Source organism: Streptomyces huiliensis (assembly GCF_020037025.1).
GTDB classification, from domain to species: domain Bacteria; phylum Actinomycetota; class Actinomycetes; order Streptomycetales; family Streptomycetaceae; genus Streptomyces; species Streptomyces huiliensis.
This window is the reverse complement of record NZ_JAIQLH010000177.1, coordinates 22,846-30,328: the sequence shown is the minus strand read 5'-3', so window position 1 is coordinate 30,328 and position 7,483 is coordinate 22,846. Positions and strand designations below refer to the sequence as shown.

Sequence of the window (7,483 nt, the reverse complement as noted above, 5' to 3'; positions counted from 1 at the left end):
TCGTCCGCTCCGTCTCCGCCTTCGGCGGGCACGGCGTGGTCGTGCCGGAGCGGCGCGCGGCCGGTATGACGGCCAGCGCGTGGAAGACCTCGGCCGGCACCGCCGCCCGGACGCCCGTGGCCCGCGCCACCAACATGACGCGGATGTTGGAGGCGTACCAGAAGGAGGGCCTGATGGTCGTCGGCCTGGCCGCCGACGGCGACGTCGAGCTGCACGAGCTGGACGCCCTGGAGGGCCCGGTCGTGATCGTCGTGGGCAGCGAGGGCAAGGGCCTCTCCCGGCTCGTCGGCGAGACCTGCGACTTCCGGGTGCGGATCCCGATGCCGGGCGGCGCCGAGTCGCTGAACGCCGGTGTCGCGGCCGGTGTGGTGCTGTACGAGGCGGCGCGGCGCCGGGCGTAGTCCTGCCGAGCGCGCCCGCGGCGCGCACCCTCGGACGCCGGACGGGCCGAAGTCGGCCTGTCCGGCGTCCGGTGAACGGGCGAGGCCGGGGTGGCGCCCTCCTTGACGGGTCTCGGACACCCGTGTCGGTCAAGGCAGTGTCCTAAGCTGCGGTCACTCGGTTAGATGAGCGTGGACACCAGAACACCCCGCACACCTACGGGGGGAAGCTCTTCCGGGTACGACGACCAGCCCGCGCTGAGTACGGTGAAAGTCCCGTCCGACCCCGCGCAGGTCTCCGGCAACCACCTGAGCTTCCGCGTGCAGCTCGCGCGTCCCCCGCACGCCGCCGCCCGGCGTTACGCCGGAGTCGCCGCCGACACGGCGCAGCTGCCCACCGTCAAGGGCCCGGCCAGGCGCCGGGCCCCCGTGGTGTGGAGCGGGCGGGCCGAGCCCGGTGACGCCGCCCCGACCCGGCTCCTCGACGCCGTGCGGGAGTCCGGGACCGCCCGCGCCGCGGGCGGCGGCGAGGCCGGGGCCACCCAAGTCCTGCCGCGGATCGGCGTCGACGACGCCCCGACCACCGTCATCGGTCCCCGCGGGCCCGTCGAGCCGGGGGAGCCACTGCTCGGCGGGATCCGCCCGGCCCGGGGCGCGTTCGACGAACAGCCGTACGACTACGGCGAGTTCGACGAGGGCGAGGACGGCTGGTCCGAAGAGGACGAGGACCGGGACGGGAGCGACGGCCGCGACCCGCTCCTGGAGGCCTACTACCCCGGGCGCCGGATGAACCTCGGCGTCGTCCTGCTCCCGCTGCGCGTCTTCCTCGGCCTGATCTCGATCTACGCCGGCATGGGCAAGCTCTGCGACCCCGTCTACTTCGACGGCGGCAAACGCGGCTCCATGGTCACCTGGCTGACCTCGCTGCACCCCTGGCCCGCCGCCGCCCCGCTCCGCGAGCTGGCGCTGGCCCACCCGGTGGGCGCGGGCCTGACCGTGGCCTTCCTCCAGATCATCGTCGGCGTCCTCACCATCTTCGGCCTCTGGCAGCGCCTCGCCGCCGCCGTCGGTGTCCTGCTCTCGGCCATCCTGCTGGTCACCGTCAGCTGGCGGACCGTACCGGCCTACGACGCCCCGGACATCATCTACCTGGCCGCCTGGAGCCCGCTGGTGATCGCGGGCGCCCCGGTCTACTCGGTCGACGGCCGGCTCGCCGGCGAGGCGTGGCGGCGGCTCGGCCCCCGGGCCGGGATCGGCCGGCTGCGGCGGCGGGTGCTGCGCCGCGGCACCGTCATGGCGACGGTCCTCATCGGCCTTTCCCTGCTGGCCGGTTCGATGCTCGGCGGCGCCGTCCGCTCCTCGCGCCCGGCCCCGGCGCCCGGCCCGTCCGCCCCGCCGGCCAACAGCCTGCCAGGCTCGCCGCTCCCGCAGCGTCCGACGCACGGCTCCACGCCGCGCGGCGGCGCCCACGGCTCCGCGACCCCGGGGACGCCCCGGCCGAGCGCCACGGGCCGCAAGGCCCCGTCGCCGAGCGCGAAGCCGGCCGTGCCGGGGTCGGTCAAGTCGCCGACGGGTGCGGCGACTTCCGGCCACCCGGAGGCCGGTACGCCCGGCACCCGGCCCGCGACCCGGACGCCCCACCAGCGTCCCGCCGCCCCGGCCGCACCGCACAGCCCCTCGGGCGCCGCGACGACCGGCGGTTCGACCGGTGGCGGGACGACGTCGGGCGGTAGCGGAACGTCCGGCGGGATGACGGGCGGTGGCGCCCTCGGCGGCCTCCTGGGCTGACCCGGACACCACGTGCCGCGGCCCCGTACCTTCTCGGGTACGGGGCCGCGGCACGTCGGATGTCAGCCGGCCAGTTCCCTGGCCGCCTCCGTCAGGTCCTTGGCCGTGTCGATGGCCCGCCAGTACGCGCCGTGCGGCAGCGGGTAGCCGGCCAGCCGCCGCTCCCGGGCCAGGCGCGGGAAGGTGGTGCGCTCGTGGTCGCCGCGCTCGGGCAGCAGGTCGGTGAAGCCCGCCGAGAAGACGTAGACGCCCGCGTTGATCAGGTAGGGCGAGGGCGGGGCCTCGATGAAGTCCAGGACGTGCCCGAACTCGTCGGTCTCCACGGCCCCCCAGGGGATCCGGGGCCGGGCCAGGGCGAGTGTGGCGGTGGCGTCCCGCTCGTGGTGGAAGGCGGCCATCTCGCGGAGCGAGAACCGCGTCCAGATGTCCCCGTTGGTGGCGTACCAGGGCCGGTCGGGGTGGGGGAGCGAGGCGGCGGCGTGCTTGAGGCCGCCGCCACGGCCGAGCGGCTCCTTCTCCACCACCGTCGTCACCCGCAGCGGCAGGTCGGCCGAGGCGAGCCAGCCCTCCAGCACCTCGGCGAGGTGGCCGCAGGAGACCACGGCGTCGGTGACGCCCTCGGCGGCCAGCCAGGCCAGCTGGTGGCCGATGATCGGCACGCCGGTGCCGGGGATCTCGACCATCGGCTTGGGGCGGTCGTCGGTGTAAGGGCGAAGCCGTGACCCCTGGCCTCCGGCCAGGATCACGGCTTGCGCGGGGGTGGGGACGGGGTGCGTGCCGGTCATGCCCCGCACGATATGCCGTGCCGCGGGGTGCGGTGCGACCGGCCGCCGCCGGGGGCGGGAGGGCCGTCAGTGGCCCTGGGCCACCCCGGAGGCGTACGAGGTGTCGCAGACCGGGCGCGAGTACGCCTGGGCCTTCTTCGCGGAGTGGTACTTGGCGACGGCGGCCTGGCCGAGGACGCGGGCGATGTCCACGCAGTAACGGGCCAGCGACGGGCGGCCGTTGGTGGCCTCCTGGAGGTGGGTCAGCGCCACTCCGGGGTTCTTCTCCTGGAGCTCCGTGAGCAGCTTGTCCCGCAGCACCTCGTGCGGGGCGCGGGCCCTGGCCTGGCTGGAGGCGGTGTCCGAGGACGCGGTGAGCACCTGGGACTCGGCGTTGGGCGCCGCCCACGGGACCCGGGTGACGGCGAGGGTCCCGGAGAGCACCATGACGACGGGGAGGACGAGGGCGAGGGTTCTGCCGATGCGGCGGGCGGCCTGGTTCATGCCGGAGATGGTAGCGAGGCGTAATGAGACCGCGACATTTAGTCACCCGATCGGGTGGCATTGCCTCGGCCCTTCGGTGGGAAGGGTTGACGCCCGTGCGGCCGGACCAGGGAAGGGCGGCGCGAAATCGGTGACGCGTCCGGTTGACCGGGCGTGAAGGCCGTCGTGCCGCCCGTCGTGCCGCCCCCGCCGGGGCGGCACGACGGCGGAAATCAATCGCTCAGCCGCTCGCCCGACGAGGTCGAGAAGACGTGCAGCTCGCCCGGGCGGGGGACGACGTGCAGGGCGGAGCCCTTCTCCGGCACGCGCCGCCCGTTGACGCGGACGACCAGGTCCTTCTGCTCGCCGCCGACCTCCGCCGTGCCGTACACGTAGCCGTCGGCGCCCAGCTCCTCGACCACGTTGACCGTGACGGCCAGGCCGGCGGGGGCGTCCGCGGACTCCTTGCTCAGGGAGCGCGCCGTGTCGCCGTTCTGCTCGACGACGTCGAAGTGCTCGGGCCGGACGCCGACGGTCACCGTCCGGTCGCCGCGGTCGGCCGCGGCGGCCAGCGCCTCGCGGGAGACCGGCACCACGCTGTTGCCGAACTTCACCCCGCCGTCGGTGATCGGCACCTCGACCAGGTTCATCGCCGGGGAGCCGATGAAGCCCGCGACGAAGAGGTTGGCCGGACGGTCGTACATGTTGCGCGGCGAGTCGATCTGCTGGAGCAGGCCGTCCTTGAGCACCGCCACCCGGTCGCCCATCGTCATGGCCTCGACCTGGTCGTGGGTGACGTAGACGGTGGTGATGCCCAGGCGGCGCTGGAGGCCGGCGATCTGGGTGCGGGTCTGCACCCGGAGCTTGGCGTCCAGGTTGGACAGCGGCTCGTCCATCAGGAACACCTGCGGCTCGCGGACGATCGCCCGGCCCATCGCCACGCGCTGCCGCTGGCCGCCCGAGAGCGCCTTCGGCTTGCGGCCCAGGTACTCCGTGAGGTCCAGGATGCGTGCCGCGTCCTCGACCTTCTGCCGGATCTCGGCCTTGGGCACGCCCGCGATCTTCAGGGCGAAGCCCATGTTGTCGGCGACGGTCATGTGCGGGTAGAGCGCGTAGTTCTGGAACACCATGGCGATGTCCCGGTCCTTCGGCGGCAGGTTGGTGACGTCGCGGTCGCCGATGCGGATGGAGCCGCCGTTGACGTCCTCCAGCCCCGCGAGCATCCGCAGCGAGGTGGACTTCCCGCAGCCCGACGGGCCGACCAGGACGAGGAATTCGCCGTCCTCGATCTGAATGTCGAGCTGGTCGACGGCGGGTTTGTCGGAGCCCGGGTAGATCCGGGTCGCCTTGTCGTACGTGACCGTGGCCATGGTGGTGGGTCCCTTCACCGGCAGGAACGTGCCGGACGATCCGAGTAGAGGGAGTGGTCCAGTCCAATTCGGACCGGATGCGGTGACGGTACCCGGGAGGCGGGCCGTTGTCAGCAGGTCGCGGTCGCGAAAATCGGGAGGAGCGGCGGGGCTGTCTCCGGTTAGACTGCTTCTCGCATGCCGCCTTAGCTCAGCTGGCCAGAGCACCTGTCTTGTAAACAGGGGGTCGTCGGTTCGAACCCGACAGGCGGCTCTGCGCGTGCAGCACGAAGCCCGGGCCTTTGGCCCGGGCTTTGTTGTTGCCCCAGTCCCGCCCTTTCACCGTTTCTTGCGGGGGCTGCGCCCCCGCACCCCCCGGGCGGGCTGATTCAGCCCGTCCGGCGTTTGAGGACAAGGGGGTCTGGGGCGCAGCCCCAGGAAACGGCGAAGGGGTGGGACCGGGGCGCCCCCACCGCCGTAGGCGGCAGGGGCGTCACCGGACTACCGGTGTCCGCTGTACGACGGCGCGTCGTGCATGCCGTCGTACTCCGCCTTGGGCGGATCCTGACGCGGAGCGTCCTGGTGGCCGGGCCACCACGCCTTGTGCCCGAGGAGCGACGTGACCGTCGGAACGAGCAGCATCGCCATCACGAAGGCGGTGAGCAGGATGCCGAAGGCGACCGCGAAGCCCATCTGCTGGAGCATGGAGTTCTCGGCGAGCAGCAGAACACCGAACGTACCGGCCAGGATGATCGCCGCCGAGGCGACCGTCGGGGCCGACTGGGCGACCGCGGTGCGGACGGCCTGCCGCGGGGGTACGCCCTTGCGGACCTCCTCGCGGAGACGGGCGACCATCAGGATGTTGTAGTCCGTGCCGATCGCCACCACGAAGAGATAGATGATGATCGGCAGCATGAACAGCATGCCGTCCTCGCCCTTGAGGTCCTGGAAGAGCCAGACCGTGGAGCCGAGGGTGGCGCCGAAGCCGAGGGCGACCGAGATCATCAGGTAGATCGGCGCGACCACGCTGCGCAGCAGCAGGCCGAGGATCAGCATGATCGCGAGGCCGGCGACCGGGAAGACCACCTTGTAGTCGTGGGCGACGGCGTTCTCGATGTCGGCGAGGACCGCCGACGTGCCGCCGACGAGGGCCTCGGTGCCCTGGGGGGCCGCCTTGTGCGCGGCGTCGCGCAGGTCGCCGCCGGCCAGCTCGATGGCCTCGTCGGCGCTGGGCTTGGCCTTGGTGACCACGCTGAACTGGACGACCGTCCGGTCCTTGCTCGGGACGCCCTGGCTGACGTCGGCCACGCCCTTGACGGCCTTGAGCTTGCCGCGGAACGCGTCCAGCGAGCCGGTGTCGACCGGCTTGCCGTCCTTCGACTTGACGAAGACCGTGGACGGGTCGGCCTGGCCGGCGGAGAAGCCCTTCTGGAGGTCCTTCATCGCCTGGACGGACTCCAGCTTCTCGGGCAGCTGGCTCTCCATGTCGAACTGCGACTTGAAGCCGAACGCGCCGACCGCCAGGACGGCGAGGACCGCCGCGGACAGGCCGGCGACCAGGCCCGGGCGCCGGGAGACCATGCTGCCGACCCCGTTGGCCATGCGGTTCTTCGGGGTCTTCTTCCACGCCTTGGACGGCCAGAACGCCTTGGTGCCGAGCAGCGAGAAGACCGCCGGGACCAGGGTGAGCGCGGCCACCAGGGTCACGCCGACGGCGATGGCCAGCGACGGGCCCATGGCCTTCATCATGCCCATGGTGGACAGCAGCAGGGCCAGGAACGAGGCGATGACCGCGCCGGCGGCGGAGGCGATCGTCTCGCCGACCCGCGCGACCGCCTCGGCCAGGGCCGCCTTGGGTTCCTCGCCCTGGCGCAGCAGTTCGCGGTAGCGGAACAGCAGGAAGAGGATGTAGTCGGTGCCCACGCCGAAGAGCACCACGATGAGGATCGGGGTGATGCTGGCGTCGGCCTTGAGGCCGCCGACCGAGGCCGCCGTGCCGATCAGGCCGTTGGCCACCGCGGTGACGAGGAAGATGATGACGACCGGCAGGATGGCGATGAGCGGGCTGCGGAAGATGACCAGCAGCAGCACGATGATGAGGACCAGCGTGGCCATCATGATCATGGCGTCGGTGTTGCCGGACGACTCCTCGGCGTCGAGGTTGGACGCCGCCTGACCGGTGACGCCCAGCTTCAACTGGGTGCCCTTCAGCAGCGGTTTGGCGTCCTCGCGCAGGCTCTTGACGGACTTGGTGACGTCCTTGTCCGACCAGTTCTTCTCGGTGGAGTAGATGTTGGCCAGGGCTATCTCACCGTTGGGGGAGACGGCCTGCTCGTTCGTCACCACCTTGGATATCTTCTTGTAGTGCTTGGCGTCCAGGCCGGCCGCGACCTTCGCCACGTCCTTCTTGTCCTGGGCGGTCAGCTTCGCCCCGTCGGCGCGCTTGAAGACGCCCAGCGCGGCGGCCTGTTCGTCCTGGGGGAACGCCTTCTCCTGGACCTTGCCTGCCTTCACCGACTCGTAGTGGGACGGAAGGAACTCCGCCTGGTCCGTGGTGGACTTCAGGCCCGGCGCCAGGACACCGAGGGCCACGGCTGCCACGACCCAGGCCAGGATCGTGAGCCAGGGCCGATGGACGGCGAACCGTCCGACTCGTCGGAACATGGTGTGGAGCTCCCCCTTGGAATTGCGTGGATCTTCGTGAACGATGAGTGGATAC

Annotated in this window: 6 protein-coding genes and 1 tRNA gene; 3 read left to right on the top strand and 4 right to left on the bottom strand. The window is 72.1% G+C overall.

Annotated elements, in window-relative coordinates; all coding sequences use genetic code 11:
• Both JNW98_RS25870 and JNW98_RS25865 read left to right on the top strand, forming a co-directional pair.
• The coding region (locus JNW98_RS25870) for a TrmH family RNA methyltransferase (RefSeq protein WP_223770707.1) at positions 1-401 on the top strand (401 nt) is incomplete at its 5' end.
• A 165-nt stretch (positions 402-566) separates the two neighbouring features.
• Positions 567-2,168, top strand: coding sequence for a DoxX family protein (locus JNW98_RS25865; protein WP_223770706.1), 1,602 nt, complete (start codon positions 567-569; stop codon positions 2,166-2,168).
• 62 nt (positions 2,169-2,230) lie between these two features.
• On the opposite strand, the gene JNW98_RS25860 is transcribed toward JNW98_RS25865, so the two are convergent.
• The 3 genes from JNW98_RS25860 to JNW98_RS25850 all read right to left on the bottom strand — a co-directional run bounded on the left by JNW98_RS25860 (position 2,231) and on the right by JNW98_RS25850 (position 4,785).
• Complete coding sequence (locus JNW98_RS25860; RefSeq protein ID WP_223770705.1) at positions 2,231-2,953, bottom strand: nucleotidyltransferase family protein; 723 nt, start codon at positions 2,951-2,953, stop codon at positions 2,231-2,233.
• 66 nt (positions 2,954-3,019) lie between these two features.
• Complete coding sequence (locus JNW98_RS25855) at positions 3,020-3,436, bottom strand: hypothetical protein (RefSeq protein WP_223770704.1); 417 nt, start codon at positions 3,434-3,436, stop codon at positions 3,020-3,022.
• 212 nt (positions 3,437-3,648) lie between these two features.
• Positions 3,649-4,785 (bottom strand): ABC transporter ATP-binding protein, encoded by a 1,137-nt coding sequence (locus JNW98_RS25850; RefSeq protein WP_223770703.1) that lies wholly within the window; start codon positions 4,783-4,785, stop codon positions 3,649-3,651.
• Positions 4,786-4,964: 179 nt separating this feature from the next.
• On the opposite strand from JNW98_RS25850, the gene JNW98_RS25845 reads away from it, so the two are divergent.
• Positions 4,965-5,038, top strand: a tRNA-Thr gene (locus tag JNW98_RS25845).
• A 227-nt stretch (positions 5,039-5,265) separates the two neighbouring features.
• Here the strand turns inward: JNW98_RS25845 and JNW98_RS25840 are convergent.
• Complete coding sequence (locus JNW98_RS25840; RefSeq protein ID WP_223770702.1) at positions 5,266-7,428, bottom strand: MMPL family transporter; 2,163 nt, start codon at positions 7,426-7,428, stop codon at positions 5,266-5,268.
• Between the last annotated feature and the right edge of the window lie 55 nt (positions 7,429-7,483).

Excerpts from the sequence above, each read along its gene's own strand:
- JNW98_RS25855 (WP_223770704.1), bottom strand. The coding sequence starts at position 3,436 with ATGAACCAGGCCGCCCGCCGCATCGGCAGAACCCTCGCCCTCGTCCTC.
- JNW98_RS25865 (WP_223770706.1), top strand. The coding sequence starts at position 567 with ATGAGCGTGGACACCAGAACACCCCGCACACCTACGGGGGGAAGCTCT.
- JNW98_RS25860 (WP_223770705.1), bottom strand. The coding sequence starts at position 2,953 with ATGACCGGCACGCACCCCGTCCCCACCCCCGCGCAAGCCGTGATCCTG.
- JNW98_RS25840 (WP_223770702.1), bottom strand. The coding sequence starts at position 7,428 with ATGTTCCGACGAGTCGGACGGTTCGCCGTCCATCGGCCCTGGCTCACG.
- JNW98_RS25850 (WP_223770703.1), bottom strand. The coding sequence starts at position 4,785 with ATGGCCACGGTCACGTACGACAAGGCGACCCGGATCTACCCGGGCTCC.